The organism is Streptomyces sp. NPDC057900, assembly GCF_042887885.1.
Classification (GTDB): Bacteria; Actinomycetota; Actinomycetes; order Streptomycetales; family Streptomycetaceae; genus Streptomyces.
In genome coordinates this window covers 109,743-127,069 of the sequence record NZ_JBHVOI010000017.1, presented here as the reverse complement: position 1 = coordinate 127,069, position 17,327 = coordinate 109,743, and the positions used below count along the sequence as shown (strand labels likewise).

The window sequence follows — 17,327 nt, the reverse complement described above, 5'->3', positions numbered from 1 at the left end:
CGCTCCCTGGTTGCCCTGTCCGGCCGGTGCCTCAGGCGCGGCTGGATCAGCCGCGGACGACGGAGACGGGGAGGTGACGGGGGGTCAGCTGATCCGCCTCGTAGAACTCCGCCCCGTCCAGGTCGACCTTGAACGACGGGAAGGCGTCGAAGACCAGGTTGAGGAACACCTTCGCCTCCATCCGGGCCAGGAACGCGCCGAGGCAGTGGTGGATGCCGTGGCCGAAGGCCATGTGCTTGTTCGCGGTCCGGTGGACGTCGAAGGCGTCCGGGTCCGGGAACTGCCCGGCATCGCGGTTGGCCGAGGCGCTCCACGCCGTGACCATCTGGCCGGCCTTCATCGGGACGCCGAGGATGTCGGTGTCCTCCTTCAGCAGCCGGAAGATGTTGTTGAAGGGGCTGCGGTAGCGCAGCGTCTCCTCCACCGCGGCCTGGATCAGCGAGCGGTCGGCCCGCAGCTCGGCCTGCACCTCGGGGTGCTGGTCCAGCACGATGAACAGGTTGCCGAGCAGGGTCGCGCTGGAGATGTGGCCCGCCGTGAGCAGCAGCGCCACGATGTTGACGATCTCCTCGTCGGTGAGGCGGCGGCCGTCGACCTCGGACTCGATGAGCCCGCTCATCAGGTCGTCGGACGGCGTGGCCCGCTTCTCGGCGATCTTCGCGTACAGGTACGCGGCCCACTCCTTGATGGCCGGGCCCATGGTCTCCGCGAAGTCGGCCGGGAGGTTGGGGTACTCCATGCCCTCGTTGTTGAGGATGACGTCGACCCACTCACGGAACAGGTCCTGGTCCGAGGCCGGGACGCCCAGCAGCTCGGCGATCACCGTCACCGGCAGCGGGTACGCCAGGTCCGTCACCACGTCGATCTCGGTGCGGTCGCCGAAGTCGGCGAGGAGCTTGCTGGTGATCTCCGCGATACGGGGCTCCAGCGCGGCCATCCGGCGCGGGGTGAACGCCTGGCTGACCAGCTTGCGCAGCGGGCCGTGCTTCGGCGGGTCGATGCCGCCGAAGGTGCCCGGCCCCATCAGCAGAGCCAGCTCCTCCGGCACCGGGAAGACCGGCGAGAAGTCGGAGGAGAAGATCTGCGGGTTGGTGGAGACGGTGTTGTAGTCCTCGTACGAGAACACCTGCCACGCGAAACGCGTCGAGTCCCAGAACACGGGGGCCTCGGCGCGGCAGCGCGCGAACCACTCCAGCAGCCCCTCGGCGTCGGCATCGACCGGCTGCGCCAGCGGGTGCGGCGCCTCGGTCTCCGGGATGTCCACGGCCACGGCCACGGCTTCTGTGTCCTCGGCGATCTGTGTCGTCATATCGGCTTCCTCAGCTGGTATTCGGCAAGAAGTCTGGAAGGAGGGAGGGAAGAGGAGGGGAGGGCGGCTGAGCGGTTCAGCCGGCGGCGGGCGCCGGTACCAGGAGCCGCTCGACCGCGTCGGCGGCCGCGGTCGGGCCGCCCGCGGACGTGATCTCCTGCCGCAGCCACGCCACCTTCGCGGCAACGGACTCGTCGGTGGCCAGGGCGAGCACGGTCTCGCGGATCTTCTCCGGGGAGATGTCCTTGCGCAGGATCTTGGCGCCCACGCCCAGCTGCTCCACCCGGGTCGCCGTCGCGTGCAGCTCCGCCATCTGCGGTACGGAGATGACCGGGATGCCCTCGGAGACGGCCTGGAGCACGGTGCTCGTACCGCCGTGATTGATCATCAGGGACGCGTGCTTGAGCACGGCGCCCTGCGGCACGAAGGAGTGCACCTGTACGTTCGGCGGCAGCTCGCCGAGACCGCCCTCCGGGACCCCGCCGGCGTGGGCGATCACCACGTCCCAGTCCAGATCCGCGAAGGCGTCGACGCAGGCGCGGAAGAACTCCGGCTGCTTGTTGTACAGGGTGCCCAGGCTGACCAGGGCGAGCGGGCGGCCCGTAGCGGGCGCCTCCCAGTCGCCGTGGAAGTTGTTGTCGCTCGTGCATGGACCGACGAAGGCGACCTCCTCACCGAAGGTCTCGCCCGCGTACTGGAAGGAACGCGGCAGGTAGACCAGCGCGGGACCCGAGTGCACGTCCTCGGCGAACTCCCCGATGCTCTTCTCGACGCCGTGCTCCGCCAGCAGGCCGGCGACGGTCTCGAACAGCGCGCCGGTCTCCGGGTCCTCCTGCTGCTCCTCCGCCGTGTCGACCGGCGGGTGCAGGGACCAGTGCTCGTTGGCCACGTACGTCGGGGTGCTGCGGATGACCGGCACGCCCCACTTCGCCGCCAGGATGGCCCCGCTCCAGAAGGAGGACGGGTCGCACACGAACACGTCCGGACGGCCCTCGGACTCGAAGTGCTCCTCGAACCGGGGAAGCGTCTGCCGGGTCAGCTCCAGCATCCACTTCATCATGTTCACGAACTCCTGCTGGTCCGTGTACTCGGCGGAGTCCTGCTGCGGCACCATCGTGGCCAGGAAGCGGTCCTGGTCCATCGGGTAGGGGATGAACTCCGCCCCCGTCGCGAGCACCCGCTCGCCGTAACTCTCGGACAGGGCGTAGGTGACCCGGTGGCCGCGCGCGACGAGTTCCCGTGCGACGGACAGCGTCGGGTTGACGTGACCGGCCGCAGGAAGAATGAAGAAGGCGATATGTGCCATCGGGGCAGCCTTTCGAGGCAAAACGGATACGGCTTTTCGATGCAGCTCTTCGGCTAAATCTCTGGTGCGAGTCTTCGGTGCAAAGCTTCGGTGCAAGGCTTCGATGCAACGGAAAATTACGGCCCCCCACTTGTGCGGCGCAAGGGGGGACCTGACACAGTCGTCTGTGTTTTTCCATTCTGACCCGGCCGTGTCGAGCCCAGCTCAAATCGCTGTCGTGGACCGCTTGCACACCGCTAAAATCCGACTCGAATTTCCTGGCCAATTCGCGATGACTTGACACAATCAAAAACGCGCCGGTGGCAACGGTGCGGTGCTGCTGTTCGGTGTCAGGGTCCGCGTACAGAGGAGATTCAGTCATGACCTGCCCTCATGCCGTCGCCGGATCCGTCCGGACGTATCCGTTCGGCGACCGAGTAGACCTCGCGCTCGACCCCGCGTACGCCGAACTCCGGTCCGGTGAGCCCGTGGCACGGGTCCGCATGCCCTACGGCGGCGAGGCGTGGCTCCTGACCCGGCACGCGGACATCAAGAAGGCCTCCGCCGATCCCCGGCTGAGCATGCACGCGGGCGCCGACAAGGACGTGCCCCGCGCCGCCCCCCGCGGGCTCGACTCCGTCGGCCTCATGGGCATGCCCCCCGAGGACCACGCCCGGCTGCGCCGGCTCGTCTCCCGCGCCTTCACCGCCCGCCGCGTGGCCGCGATGCGCCCCCGGATCGCCGAGATCACCCACGCCCTCGTCGACGACCTGGTCGCCGACGGCGGGCCCGCCGACCTCGTCGAGAAGCTCGCGCTGCCCCTGCCCACCTCGGTCATCTGCGAAATGCTCGGCATCCCGCACGAGGACCAGCACATCTTCCGGGCCTTCACAGAGGCCCTGATGTCCGCCAGCCGCTACACCGACGAGCAGGTCGCCCAGGCGGCCGAGGAGTACGCCGACTACCTGCGCGGATACGTGGTCAAGCGGCGTGCGCAGCCCGAGGACGACCTCCTCAGCGCCCTGGTCGTGGCCCACGACGAGGGCGAGCGCCTCTCCGAGAACGAACTGCTCATGCTCATCGGCGGCATGCTCATCGGCGGCCACGAGACCACCGCCAGCCAGATCGCCGGCCACGTCCTGGTCCTCCTGCAGGACCGCGGCCGCTACGAGAAGTTGTGCGCGGAGCCCGGGCTCGTGCCCGCCGCCGTGGAGGAGCTCCTGCGCGTCGTCCCGCTGTGGAACAGCGTCGGACCCACCCGCGTCGCCACCGAGGACGTCGAGATCGGCGGCGTGACCATCCGCGCCGGCGAGGCCGTCGTCTACTCCCTCGCCTCCGCCAACCACGACGGGACCGTGTTCGACGACGCCGCCGGCGTCGTCCTCGACCGTGAGCCCAACCAGCACCTCGCCTTCGGCCAGGGCCCGCACTTCTGCCTCGGCGCCCCGCTGGCCCGCACCGAACTCCAGTGCGCCTTGGAAGTCCTCACCGCCCGGCTGCCCGGACTGCGCCTCGCCGTGCCCGCCGACGAACTCGCCTGGCACCGGGACATGCTCGTCCGCGGACTCGTGGAGCTCCCCGTCACGTGGTGACGGTGCCCCGGCACCCGGCTTTCCCGTAGCACCGACCCTTCCGGGTCCTTCGAACCGCTCGTGGATCTGTGGATTTTCCGCACCTCATCTCTGGCTATGGAGAATTAATGACCCCCAAGACCGGTGAACAGCTCGTGGGTGACAACGACATAGCCGTCGTGGGGATGGCGTGCCGACTTCCCGGAGCCGATACACCCGAGGAATTCTGGCAGCTCCTCCGAACCGGAAACCACGGCATCACCCGGCAGGAGGACGGCACCTGGCGGGCCGCCCTGGAGAACCACGGGGAATTCGAAGCGGAATTCTTCGGGATGAGCCCGGCACAGGCCGCCGCCACCGATCCGCAGCAGCGTCTGGTACTCGAACTCGGCTGGGAGGCCCTGGAGCACGCCGGAATCGTCCCCGGCAGGCTCTCCGGCACCCGCACCGCCGTGTACGTCGGCGTCGCCTCCGACGACTACGCGGCCCTGTCCCACGCTCACGCCGATGCCACCGGCGGCTACACCGCGGCCGGTCTGCACCGGGCCATGACCGCCAACCGGCTCTCGTACCACCTCGGACTGCGCGGCCCCAGCATGGCCGTCGACACCGCCCAGTCCTCCTCGCTCGTCGCCGTCCACCTCGCCTGCGAGGGACTGCTCCGCGGCGAGAGCGACCTCGCCGTGGTCGCCGGCGTCAACCTCATCCTGTCCGGCCACAGCACCACCACCATGGAAATGATGGGCGCCCTCTCCCCGGACGGCCGCTGCCACACCTTCGACGCCCGCGCCAACGGCTACGTACGCGGGGAGGGCGGCGTCTGCGTCGTCCTCAAGCCGCTGCGCCAGGCCCTCGCCGACGGCGACCGCGTCCACTGTGTCGTCAAGGGCGGCGCCATCAACAACGACGGCGGCGGCCCCAGCCTGACCACCCCGCACCGGGACGCCCAGGAGGCCGTCCTCCGCGAGGCGTACGAGCGCGCGGGCGTCCGCCCCGAGGACGTCCACTACGTCGAACTCCACGGCACCGGCACCCGCGCCGGTGACCCCGTCGAGGCTGCGGCCCTCGGCGCCGTCCTCGGCACCGCCCGCACCCCCGGCGCCCCGCTCGTCGTCGGCTCAGCCAAGACCAACGTCGGCCACCTCGAAGGCGCCGCCGGCATCGTCGGCTTCCTCAAGACCGCGCTCGCCGTCCGGGAGGGCGAACTCCCGCCCAGCCTCAACTACGCGATCCCGAACCCCGACATCCCGCTCGACGAGCTGAACCTCAGCCTCCAGACCGACCTGCGCACCTGGCCGACGGACGAGGCGGACGGCTCCCGGCCGCGCCGGGCCGGCGTGTCCTCCTTCGGTATGGGCGGCACCAACGCGCACCTGGTGCTGGAGCAGGCCCCGGCCCCGCGCCCGGCCGAACCCGCCACCCGAACCCTGCCCGTCCTCCCCGTCATCGTCACGGGCCGCACCGCCGAGGGCCTGCGCGACCAGGCCGCCCAGCTCAGCGCCCGCATCGAACACGGCCCGGAGCACAACCTCCTGGACACGGCCTGGACCCAGGCCACCGCCCGCACCGTCTTCGGCCACCGCGCCGTGGTCCTGGCCGGCGACCGCGAGGAACTCCTCACCCGCCTGGAGCGCTCCGCCGTCCACGGGGTCGCGGGCGAGACAGGTCGTCGGGTGTTGGTGTTCCCTGGTCAGGGGACGCAGTGGGTGGGGATGGGTGCGGGGCTGTTGGAGTCCTCGCCGGTGTTTGCTGCTCGGTTGCGTGAGTGTGCTGATGCGTTGGCGCCGTTCGTTGATTTTGATGTGGTCGAGGTGGTGCGTGCGGGGGGTTCGCTGGACGGTGTGGGTGTGGTGCAGCCGGTCACGTGGGCTGTGATGGTCTCGCTCGCCGAGCTGTGGCGTTCGTTCGGCGTTGTTCCGGATGCGGTGGTGGGGCACTCCCAGGGAGAGATTGCGGCGGCTGCTGTTTCGGGGGCGTTGTCCCTGGAGGACGCGGCTCGTGTGGTGGCGCTCAGGGCCGGTGTGATCGGTCGTGAGCTGGCCGGTCTGGGTGGCATGGCGTCGATCGCGTTGCCGTTGGCGCAGGTCGAGGTACGTCTTGCCGGTGCCGGGTGGGCGGGTCGGTTGAGTGTGGCTGCCGTGAATGGTCCGTCGAGCACGGTGGTGTCGGGTGACGCCGACGCGATTACGGAGATCGTTGCCGCGTATGACGCGGAGGGGGTGCGGGCGCGTCAGGTTCCGGTCGACTACGCCTCGCACTCCGCGCACGTGGAGCGGATCGAAGCCGAACTCCTGGACGTGCTGGCTCCGGTTGCGCCGAGGAGTTCGGAGATTCCGTTCTATTCGACGGTGACGGGTGAGCTGGTTGATACGACGGTGCTGGATGCGTCGTACTGGTATCGCAATCTGCGTCAGACGGTTCGTTTCGAGGAGACGGTTCGGCTGCTTCTGGACCGGGGCTTCGGCACGTTCGTCGAGTCGAGTGCGCATCCGGTGCTCGGTATGGGTGTTCAGGAGTGTGCTGATGCGGCCGGGCTGGATGTGCTGGTCAGTGGTTCGTTGCGGCGTGAGGAAGGTGGCTGGGAGCGGTTCCTGACCTCGGCCGCCGAGCTGTTCGTCCGTGGTGTCGACATCGACTGGAGTGTCCTCTTCGAGGGCACGGGGGCGAGGGTTGTCGACCTGCCCACGTACGCCTTCCAGCGCACCCGTCACTGGATCGCCGAGGACGGCTCCGCAGAGCAGGGCCGGGCTTCCGGGGCCGATGCCGACGAGACCCTGCTCAGCCGCGAGCTGCGCGGCCGATCCGAGGCCGAGCAGCTCGACCACGTGCTGGAGCTGGTGCGCGTCCACGCCGCCGCCGTACGAGGCCGGGCCACCGGCGATTCGGTCGCGCCCGAGAAGACCTTCAAGCAGCAGGGCTTCGAGTCCGTCAACGGCATCGAGCTGCGCAACCGGCTGCGGGCCGCGACCGGCGTACGTCTGCCCGCCACCCTGATCTACGACTACCCGACCCCGCTGGCCGTCGCCCGGCTGATCCGCGACGCTGCCGCCGAGGCCACCACCGCGGCTCCGACCGTGCCGCCCGAGGCCCCGGCCGGGGTTCCGGCCCGCCGGGAGCAGCCGGCCTCCGGCCAGGACGAGGACGCCATCGCGATTGTGGGGATGGCGTGCCGTTTCCCGGGTGGGGTGGGTTCGCCGGAGGGGTTGTGGGAGTTGGTGTCGTCGGGGGTGGATGCGGTGTCGCCGTTCCCGGGTGACCGTGGTTGGGATGTGGAGTCGCTGTTCGATCCTGAGCCGGGTGTTGCGGGGCGTTCGTATGTGCGTGAGGGGGGTTTCCTTCACGGTGCGGGTGGGTTCGACGCGGGGTTTTTCGGTATTTCGCCGCGTGAGGCGGTGGCGATGGATCCGCAGCAGCGGTTGTTGCTGGAGACGTCGTGGGAGGCGTTGGAGCGGGCGGGTGTCCCGGCCGACTCGCTGAAGGGCTCCCGCACCGGCGTCTTCGTCGGCGCCATGACCCAGGAGTACGGCCCGCGCCTCTACGAGAACGCCCAGGGCTACGAGGGCTACTTGCTCACCGGCAACACGGCCAGCGTCATGTCCGGTCGCATTTCCTATGCGCTGGGTCTGGAAGGCCCGGCGGTCACGGTCGACACGGCTTGCTCCTCCTCCCTGGTGGCTCTCCACCTCGCCGCGCAGTCGCTGCGTTCGGGCGAGTGCGACCTCGCTCTCGCCGGCGGCGCCTCGGTGATGGCGAGCCCCGGCATGTTCGTGGAGTTCTCGCAGCAGCGGGGGTTGGCTTCGGATGGTCGGTGCAAGGCGTTCGCGGAGGGTACGGACGGTACGGGCTGGGCCGAGGGTGTGGGTGTGCTGCTGGTGGAGCGGCTGTCGGACGCGGTGGCCGCGGGGCATCGTGTGCTGGCGGTGGTGCGGGGTTCGGCGGTGAACCAGGACGGTGCGAGCAACGGTCTGACGGCGCCGAACGGTCCCTCGCAGCAGCGGGTGATCCGGGCAGCCCTGGCCAACGCCGGTCTGGGGACTGCGGATGTGGACGCGGTCGAGGCGCACGGGACGGGGACCCGGTTGGGTGACCCGATCGAGGCGCAGGCCTTGCTGGCCACGTATGGGCGGCGCCCGGTGGAGCAGCCGTTGTGGCTGGGTTCGTTGAAGTCGAACATCGGTCATGCGCAGGCCGCTGCGGGTGTGGGTGGTGTCATCAAGATGGTGATGGCGCTCCAGGAGGGTGTGCTGCCGCAGACGTTGCATGTGGATGCCCCGTCCTCGCAGGTGGATTGGGATGCGGGTGCGGTTGAGTTGCTGACCGAGTCGCGTCCGTGGCCGGAGACCGGGCGTTCGCGCCGCGCGGGGGTCTCCGCGTTCGGTGTGAGTGGGACCAATGCGCACGTCATTCTGGAGCAGGCTCCTGTTACGGAACCCGACGACGACGACACCCCGATCCGTGAACTGCCGGTGGTTCCGTTGGTGGTGTCCGCGAAGTCGGGGGCTGCTTTGGAGGCGCAGTCTTCCCGGCTGCGGGCCCGGTTGGAGGCGGATTCCGCGCTGCGTCCGCTCGATGTGGCGCTGAGTCTTGCTGCCGGGCGCTCGCATCTGGAGCACCGTTCCGTCTCCTTCGGGGATCTGAAGGTCGAGGGTGTGGCTGGGGCGCCGGGTCGTCGGGTGTTGGTGTTTCCGGGTCAGGGGACGCAGTGGGTGGGGATGGGTGCGAGGCTGTTGGAGTCCTCGCCGGTGTTCGCTGCCCGGTTGCGTGAGTGTGCTGATGCGTTGGCGCCGTTCGTTGACTTTGATGTGGTCGAGGTGGTCCGCGCGGGGGGTTCGCTGGACGATGTGGGTGTGGTGCAGCCGGTGACGTGGGCTGTGATGGTGTCGCTCGCCGAGCTGTGGCGTTCCTTCGGCGTTGTTCCGGATGCGGTGGTGGGGCACTCCCAGGGGGAGATCGCGGCCGCTGCTGTTTCGGGGGCGCTGTCCCTGGAGGACGCGGCCCGCGTAGTGGCGCTCAGGGCCGGTGTGATCGGCCGTGAGCTGGCCGGCCTCGGCGGCATGGCGTCGATTCCGCTGCCGTTGGCGCAGGTCGAGGAACGTCTTGCCGGTGCCAAGTGGGCGGGTCGGCTGAGCGTGGCCGCCGTGAATGGCCCGTCCAGCACGGTGGTGTCGGGTGACGCCGACGCGATCACGGAGATCGTTGCCGCGTATCAGGGTGAGGAGGTTAGGGCGCGTCAGGTCCCGGTCGACTACGCCTCGCACTCCGCGCACGTCGAGCGGATCGAAGCCGAGCTTCTCGATGTGCTGGCTCCGGTTACGCCGAGGAGTTCGGAGATTCCGTTCTACTCGACGGTGACCGGCGAGCTGACTGACACGACGCAGCTGGACGCCGCGTACTGGTACCGCAATCTCCGTCAGACCGTCCGTTTCGAGGAGACGGTCCGGCTGCTCCTGGACCGGGGCTTCGGCACCTTCGTCGAGTCCAGCGCTCACCCGGTGCTGATCATGGGCATCCAGGAGACCGCCGAGGGCAAGGATGTCCTGACCAGTGGTTCGTTGCGGCGCGAGGAAGGCGGTTGGGAGCGGTTCCTGACCTCGGCCGCCGAACTGTTCGTCCGTGGCATCGACATCGACTGGACCGTTCTCTTCGACGGTACGGGGGCCAGGGTTGTCGACCTGCCCACCTACGCCTTCCAGCACGAGCACTACTGGCTGGAGCCCTCTACCCAGCCCGCTTCCGCAGCCGAGGCCTCCGGCACGGACTCCTGGCGCTACCGCACCACCTGGAAGGGCCTGAGCGCCACCAAGGGCTCTGGCACCAGCCTTTCCGGGCGCTGGTTGCTCGTCCTTCCCGAAGGCATCGCCGACCTGGCCGACGAGGCCGAATCCGCCCTCGTCCGGAATGGTGCCCGCACCGAGCGTCTGATCCTCGACGCGCGCACCGCCACCCGCGAGGCCCTGGCCGACCGGCTGGGCTCGTACCGGACCGAGGGCGAGACCTTCGACGGAGTACTGTCCCTCCTCCCGCTGGCAGGGGGCACGGAGGCGGTTCTCGCCTCCGTCGCGCTCCTTCAGGCCGCCGCCGACACCGACCTCGCCCCGGCCGCCGTGTGGGCCCTGACCCGGCAGGCCGTGGCCGTCGCCCCCGGCGAAGTGCCCGAGGACTCCGGGGCGCAGGTATGGGCCCTCGCCAGGGTCGCCGCACTCGAACTGCCCGCCCTCTGGGGAGGCGTCGTCGACCTGCCCGCGCAGCCCGACGCCCGAGCCTTCGACCGGATGGCCGCCGCGCTGGCCCAGGGTGGCCGCCCCGGCGCCGAGGACCAGATCGCCGTCCGCGCCTCCGGTCCCTACGGCCGCCGGGTGACCCGCGCGGGCCAGGCCGCCGGGACGGCAGAGGACACCCGCTGGACGGCCCGTGGCACTGTCCTGGTGACGGGTGGCACGGGTGCCCTTGGTGCTCATGTCGCTCGTTGGCTCGCCGGGGCGGGGGCGGGGCATCTGGTGTTGACGGGGCGTCGTGGTCCGGATGCTCCCGGTGCTGCCGGGCTGGCCGAGGAACTGCGTGCCCTGGGTGCCGAAGTCACCCTGGCCGCCTGTGACGTCTCCGACCGGGAGGCGCTGGCCGCACTCCTCGACGCCCACCCGCCCACCGCCGTCTTCCACACCGCCGGGGTGCTCGACGACGGGGTGATCGGTTCCGTCACCGCCGAGGCCTTCCGCAGGGTCCGGGCCCCGAAGGCCGACGCGGCGTATCTCCTGCACGAACTCACCCGCGACCACGGCCTGGAACTGGACGCCTTCGTCCTCTTCTCCTCCGTCACCGGCACCTGGGGCAACGGCGGTCAGGCCGCCTACGCCGCAGCCAACGCCTCCCTCGACGTCCTCGCGGAACAGCGCCGCGCCGAGGGCCTCCCCGCCACCTCCGTCGCCTGGGGCCTGTGGGGCGGCGGCGGCATGGCCGAGGGCGCAGGCGAGGAGAGCCTGAGCCGCCGAGGCATCAGGGCCATGGACCCCGCCGAAGGCATCGAGGCCCTCCACCGCGCTCTCGACCTGCGTGACACCTGCGTCACCGTCCTGGACGTCGACTGGGCCGACTTCGCCCCGCGCACCGCCGCGCTGCGCCCCGGACCCGTCTTCGACACCGTGCCGGAAGCCCGGCACGCGCTGGAGGAGGCGCGGCAGCAGGCCTCCGCCGGGGCCTCCGTGGGCCCCGCCGACGGACTGGCCCAACGGCTCGCCGCACTCCCCGAGGCCGAACGGACCCGGACGCTGGTCGAGCTCGTGCGCGGCGAGGCCGCAGCGGTGCTGCGACACCCGAGCACCGACGCCATCCGCCCCGACCGGGCGTTCAAGGACACCGGCTTCGACTCCCTCACCGCGCTGGAGCTGCGCAACCGCATCGCCGGGGCCACCGGTCTGCGGCTGCCCGCCACTGTCGTGTTCGACCGCCCCAACCCGGGCGCGCTCGCCGCATACCTGCTCGGCAAGCTCCTCGGAGACACCCCAGCAACGGTTCCCGCTCCCGCCCCCGCCGTCCGAGCGGCCGGGGACGCCGAGGACCCGATCGTGATCGTGAGCATGGCCTGCCGCTTCCCCGGCGAGGCCGACACCCCCGAGGCGCTGTGGGACCTGGTCATGGCCGAGCGCGACGTCATCGGCGCCGCGCCCACCGACCGGGGCTGGAACCTCGACGAGGTCTACGAGCCCGACCCGGAGTCGGGTCGCCGCGGCACCACGTATGTCCGCGAGGGCGGGTTCCTCCACGAGGCAGCCGAGTTCGACGCCGAGTTCTTCGGGATCTCGCCGCGCGAGGCCCTGGTGATGGACCCGCAGCAGCGGCTCCTGCTCGAAACCTCCTGGGAGGCCCTGGAGCGGGCCGGCATCGACCCGCTGTCCCTGCGCGGCACCCGTACCGGTGTGTACGTGGGCCTCACCCACCAGGAATACGCCTCCCGGCTGCACGAGGCGTCCGAGGAGCACGAGGGCTACCTGCTCACCGGCAAGTCCGCGAGCGTGGTCTCCGGGCGCATCTCGTACGTGCTTGGCCTTGAAGGCCCGTCCGTCTCCGTGGACACTGCCTGCTCCTCCTCCCTGGTCACCCTGCACATGGCCGCACAGGCCGTTCGCGCGGGGGAGTGCGACCTCGCTCTCGCCGGCGGTGTGACGGTCATGGCCGCCCCCGGCCTGTTCGTGGAGTTCTCCCGGCAGCGCGGGCTCGCCGTCGACGGCCGCAGCAAGGCCTTCGCCGATGCCGCCGACGGCACCAGCTGGGCCGAGGGCGCCGGCATGGTCGCCGTCGAGCGGATGTCGGAAGCCGTCCGCCGGGGCCACCGGGTGCTCGCCGTCATCCGAGGCGACGCCGTCAACCAGGACGGCGCGAGCAACGGCCTCACCGCCCCCAACGGCCCCTCCCAGGAGCGGGTCATCCTGCAGGCCCTGGCCAACGCCGGTCTGGGGACAGCGGACGTGGACGTGGTCGAGGCGCACGGTACCGGGACCAAGCTCGGTGACCCGATCGAGGCGCAGGCACTGCTGGCCACCTACGGGCAGCGCCCGGCGGAGCAGCCGCTGTGGCTCGGCTCCCTGAAGTCGAACATCGGCCACCCGCAGGCCGCTGCGGGTGTGGGTGGTGTCATCAAGATGGTGATGGCGCTCCAGGAGGGTGTGCTGCCGAGGACGTTGCACGTGGACGCCCCGTCCTCGCAGGTCGACTGGGACGCGGGTGCGGTCGAGTTGCTGACCGAGTCGCGTCCGTGGCCGGAGACCGGACGCCCACGTCGTGCGGGCGTCTCCGCGTTCGGTGTGAGCGGGACCAACGCCCACGTCATCCTGGAGCAGGCTCCTGTTACGGAACCCGACGACAACACTCCGATCCGTGAGTTGCCGGTGGTTCCGTTGGTGGTGTCGGGGAAGTCGGGGCCGGCGCTGAAGGTCCAGGCGGAGCGGTTGCGGGCCCGTCTTGAGGTGGAGGGTGCGCCGCGTCTGCTGGATGTCGGGTATTCGCTGGTGACGTCGCGGTCGGTGTTCGAGCACCGTCAGGTCACGCTCGGTTCCCGGCTCGTCGAGGACTCGGTGGGCCCGGTGGGGCGTCGGGTGTTGGTGTTCCCGGGTCAGGGGACACAGTGGGTCGGGATGGGCGCGGGCCTGTTGGAGTCCTCGCCGGTGTTCGCTGCCCGGTTGCGTGAGTGTGCTGATGCGTTGGCGCCGTTCGTTGACTTTGATGTGGTCGAGGTGGTCCGCGCGGGGGGTTCGCTGGACGATGTGGGCGTGGTGCAGCCGGTCACGTGGGCTGTGATGGTCTCGCTCGCCGAGCTGTGGCGTTCCTTCGGCGTTGTTCCGGATGCGGTCGTGGGGCACTCCCAGGGAGAGATCGCGGCCGCGGCCGTATCGGGGGCGCTGTCCCTTGAGGACGCGGCCCGCGTGGTGGCGCTCAGGGCCGGTGTGATCGGCCGTGAACTGGCCGGTCTGGGCGGCATGGCGTCGATTCCGTTGCCGTTGGCGCAGGTCGAGGAACGTCTTGCCGGTGCCAAGTGGGCGGGTCGGTTGAGTGTGGCCGCCGTGAATGGTCCGTCCAGCACGGTGGTGTCGGGTGATGCCGACGCGATTACGGAGATCGTGGCCGCGTATCAGGGTGAGGAGGTTAGGGCGCGTCAGGTTCCGGTCGACTACGCCTCGCACTCCGCGCATGTGGAGCGGATCGAAGCCGAGCTTCTCGATGTGCTGGCTCCGGTTGCGCCGAGGAGTTCGGAGATTCCGTTCTACTCGACGGTGACCGGTGAGCTGACTGACACGACGCAGCTGGACGCCTCCTACTGGTACCGCAATCTCCGTCAGACCGTCCGCTTCGAGGAGACGGTCCGGCTGCTCCTGGACCGGGGCTTCGGCACCTTCGTCGAGTCCAGCGCTCACCCGGTGCTCGGTATCGGTGTTCAGGAGTGTGCTGATGCGGCCGGGCTGGATGTGCTGGTCAGTGGTTCGTTGCGGCGTGAGGAGGGTGGCTGGGAGCGGTTCCTGACCTCGGCCGCCGAGCTGTTCGTCCGTGGCGTCGACATCGACTGGACCGTTCTCTTCGACGGGACCGGCGCCAAGGTCGTCGACCTGCCCACCTACGCCTTCCAACGCAGCCGCCACTGGGCGCCGACCTCGCCCGCTGGCGTAGGCGACGCCGCGGCTGCCCGCTTCGGCATGGTGTGGGAGACCCACCCGCTGCTCGGCGGCGCGCTGCCGGTCGCCTCGACCGGCGAGACGGTGTTCGCCGGCCGGATCTCGCTCACCGAGCACCCATGGATCGCCGACCACGCCGTCCGAGGCCGGACCCTGTTGCCCGGCACGGCCTTCGTCGAGCTCGTCCTGCACGCCGCGGCTGCGACCGGCTGCGCCACCGTGGAGGAGCTTTCCCTGGAGGCACCGCTCGTCCTCGACGGCCACCGCGCCGCGCAGGTCCAGGTGCGGGTGGAGACCCCGGACGGGCAGGGCCGCCGACGGCTGACCGTCCACTCCCGCCCCGAAAACACCGCCGGCACCGAGGAAGCCGCGTGGACCCGGCACGGCGAGAGCCTCGTTGCCCCCGCCGCCCCCGCCATACCCTCGGCCGCCCCGGGCTGGGCCACCGCCTGGCCGCCCGCAGGCACCGAGAGGATCGAACCCACCGACGTGTACGGGCAGTTCTCGGATCTCGGCTACGAGTACGGCGAGGTCTTCGCCGGCATCGAGGCCCTGTGGCGCGGCGACGGCGAGGTGTTCGCCGAGATCCGGCTGCCCGCTCGGGCCCAGGCCGACGCGACCGGCTACGGCCTGCATCCCGCGCTGCTCGACGCGGCCCTCCAGCCCTGGCTGGCCGGCGGGCTGCTCGACGTGCCGGACGGCTCCGTGCTGCTGCCGTTCGCGTGGAAGGGCATCACCCTGCACGCGGCGGGCGCGGACTCCCTGCGCGTGCGCATCACCCCTGCCGGGGAGGGCGCGGTACGCCTTGAGGCCACGGACCTCACCGCGGCCCCCGTCCTCACCCTGGACGCCCTCGTGATGCGGCCCCTGGCGCAGGACCGCCTGGACGCACTGCTCGGCGCCGCCGCCGACAGCGGGCTCCCCCTCTACCGCGTGGCCTGGCAGCGGCCCGCCGGCCGTACTGAGGCCGGGCCGCCGGCCCACCTGGCGGTACTCGGCACCGACGGCTTCGGTATCGCCGCCGCAGGCCTCGCCGGGGCCGGGGCACACACCGACGCGGCGGCACTGCGCGCCGCCGTCGACGCGGGCGCCGCTCCGCCGGACGCTGTGGTCGCACAGTTCCCGGCCGACCCGGAGACCACGCCGGAGGACGTGCGCGCCCTCACCGCCCGGGGTCTGGCCCTGGTGCAGGACTGGCTCGACCAGGACGGGCCCCTCGCGGAGGTCCCCCTGACCGTGCTGACCGGGCAGGCGCTCGTGGCCACCGGGGACGACACCGCGGACGGACTCGTGGCTGCCGGCCTCTGGGGGCTCGTACGGTCCGCCCAGACCGAACATCCGGGCCGGTTCGTGCTCGTCGACACCGACGGCACGCCCGCCTCGGCGGACGCGCTCGCCGCGGCGCTCGCCACCGGCGAGACCCAGTTCGCCCTGCGGGCCGGCGAGATACTCGTCCCGGCCCTCACCCGCGCGGCGACCGCCGGGACCGGCACCGAAGACACCGGCACCGGCACCGGCAACACCGTGGCCGCGTTCGATCCCGAAGGGACCGTGCTGGTCACCGGGGCGACCGGCACTCTCGGCCGGCTGCTCGTCCGCCATCTTGTCACCGCCCACGGCGCCCGCAGACTGCTCCTCGTCAGCCGCAGCGGCCGGAACGCGGCCGGGGCCGCCGAACTGGAAGGGGAACTGACCACGCTCGGCGCCCGCGTCGAGATCGCCGCCCGTGACATGGCCGACCGCACCGCCGTCGCGGACCTGCTCGCCGGTATCGATCCGGCGCACCCGCTGACCGCCGTGATCCACGCGGCCGGCGTGCTCGACGACGGGGCGCTCACCGCCCTCGACGCCGAGCGGCTGAACACCGTACTGCGGCCCAAGGCGGACGCCGCTCTGCACCTGCACGAGCTGACCCGCGGCCTGCCACTGTCCGCCTTCGTGCTGTTCTCCGGCGCCGCCGGTCTCCTCGGCCGCCCCGGCCAGGCCAACTACGCCGCGGCCAACACCTTCCTGGACGCCCTGGCGCAACACCGCCGCGCGGCCGGGCTGCCCGCCGCCTCCCTGGCCTGGGGCCTGTGGGGCGAGGCCAGCGGAATGACCGGGCACCTCTCCGAGGCCGACCTGCGCCGTATGCGGCGTTCCGGCATCGCGCCCATGACCAACGAGCAGGGCCTGGCCCTCTTCGACCTGGCCCTCGCGGGCCAGGGAGACCCGGACGGTGACGCCCTGCTCGTACCGCTGCGCCTGGACGCTCAGGCCCTGCGCCGCGAGCGGACCGCGCACGGCCCCGAAGCCGTTCCCGCGCTGCTGCGTGACCTGGTCCCGGCCCCCGCCGTCCCGAGGGGCGCGGCCGCCGCACCGGCAGCCGCGTCGGCCACCACAGCCGCCACCGGTTCCGGTTCCGGTGAGGGCGCCGCTGAGGCGCTGACCCGGCGCCTGGCGCCGCTCGGCGCCGCCGCCCGGGGCCGGGAGCTGCTGACCCTGGTCCGGACCGAGGTGGCCGCCGTACTCGGCTTCGCCGGGCCGGAGGCAGTCGAACCGGCCCGCGCCTTCCGCGAGATCGGCTTCGACTCCCTGACAGCGGTCGAACTCCGCAACCGGCTCAACGCCGTGACCGGACTGCGCCTGGCCGCCTCCCTGGTCTTCGACCACCCCACCGCCCAGGCCGTCGCCGCGCACCTCGGTGAGGAGCTGGACACCGCCGCGAGCGGCGGCCGGGAGGCCGGCGAGGCCGCCCTCGCCGGACTGGAGGCCCTGGAGGCCGCCGTGACCGGGCTCGCAGAGGACGACATCCGCCGCGAGGTCGTCCACCGTCGGCTGGCCGCCCTGGTCACCGTCATGGGCGGGCACCCGGCCGGCACGGCCGCCGCCCCCGAGCCGGCGCTCGAACTCGCCGACGACGAACTTTTCGCCTTCATCGAGGAGCAGTTGTGACGGGAAGCGCCGCCAACGGCACCAGCACCGGTTCCGGCACCGACGACGCCGGTAGCACCGACAGGATT

At 71.2% G+C, this 17,327-nt stretch carries 4 protein-coding genes; 2 read left to right on the top strand and 2 right to left on the bottom strand.

The genetic code is table 11. The features are described from left to right. Window positions 1-46: 46 nt before the first annotated feature. Both ACFVQ0_RS34825 and ACFVQ0_RS34820 read right to left on the bottom strand, forming a co-directional pair. On the bottom strand, window positions 47-1,309 hold the full coding sequence (locus ACFVQ0_RS34825; protein ID WP_390093183.1) for a cytochrome P450: 1,263 nt from the start codon (window positions 1,307-1,309) through the stop codon (window positions 47-49). A 76-nt stretch (window positions 1,310-1,385) separates the two neighbouring features. Beyond that, window positions 1,386-2,615, bottom strand: a complete 1,230-nt coding sequence (locus ACFVQ0_RS34820) for a macrolide family glycosyltransferase (RefSeq protein WP_390093182.1) — start codon at window positions 2,613-2,615, stop codon at window positions 1,386-1,388. A gap of 359 nt (window positions 2,616-2,974) precedes the next feature. Here ACFVQ0_RS34820 and ACFVQ0_RS34815 point away from each other — a divergent pair, with 359 nt between their 5' ends. Beyond that, window positions 2,975-4,186, top strand: coding sequence for a cytochrome P450 (locus ACFVQ0_RS34815; protein ID WP_390093181.1), 1,212 nt, complete (start codon window positions 2,975-2,977; stop codon window positions 4,184-4,186). A 107-nt stretch (window positions 4,187-4,293) separates the two neighbouring features. Further along, complete coding sequence (locus ACFVQ0_RS34810; protein ID WP_390093180.1) at window positions 4,294-17,259, top strand: SDR family NAD(P)-dependent oxidoreductase; 12,966 nt, start codon at window positions 4,294-4,296, stop codon at window positions 17,257-17,259. Window positions 17,260-17,327: the final 68 nt, after the last annotated feature.

What these genes read in the sequence shown, in the direction of transcription:
- ACFVQ0_RS34815 (WP_390093181.1), top strand. Translation starts at nt 2,975, where the DNA reads ATGACCTGCCCTCATGCCGTCGCCGGATCCGTCCGGACGTATCCGTTC.
- ACFVQ0_RS34820 (WP_390093182.1), bottom strand. Translation starts at nt 2,615, where the DNA reads ATGGCACATATCGCCTTCTTCATTCTTCCTGCGGCCGGTCACGTCAAC.
- ACFVQ0_RS34825 (WP_390093183.1), bottom strand. Translation starts at nt 1,309, where the DNA reads ATGACGACACAGATCGCCGAGGACACAGAAGCCGTGGCCGTGGCCGTG.
- ACFVQ0_RS34810 (WP_390093180.1), top strand. Translation starts at nt 4,294, where the DNA reads ATGACCCCCAAGACCGGTGAACAGCTCGTGGGTGACAACGACATAGCC.